The sequence below is a fragment of the Flavobacterium sp. GNP010 genome (assembly GCF_056428945.1).
On sequence record NZ_JBWJVK010000155.1, the window covers coordinates 1 to 284 of the forward strand.

The 284-nt window shown below is 39.8% G+C and carries 1 protein-coding gene; it reads right to left on the reverse strand.

Going from position 1 to position 284, the window contains the following annotated elements:
• On the reverse strand, nt 1-284 hold a 284-nt coding region (locus tag AC061C_RS15940; RefSeq protein ID WP_478291989.1), incomplete at both ends, for a hypothetical protein.

Consider the following 284-nt stretch of genomic DNA (forward strand, 5'->3'; position numbering starts at 1 on the left):
AGTAATGGTTGTACTACTTGCAGTGTAATCAAAACCTGATGTTGCTGTTCCTGAATAAGATACAGTGATTACTACGTTGGTAAATGTAGGAGTTGATAAAGTTGCTGTCAAATTTACTCCAGTACCAGCATTTTCAACAATTGAAGTTGTACCTGATAAAGTAACGGTTGGAGCATATACAGTTACAGTTCTAGTAGCAGTTGCATCAGCGCATCCACCAGTTCCAGCAACGGTATATGTTATTGTAGCAGTTCCAGAGGCAACTCCTGCAATAACTCCAGTTG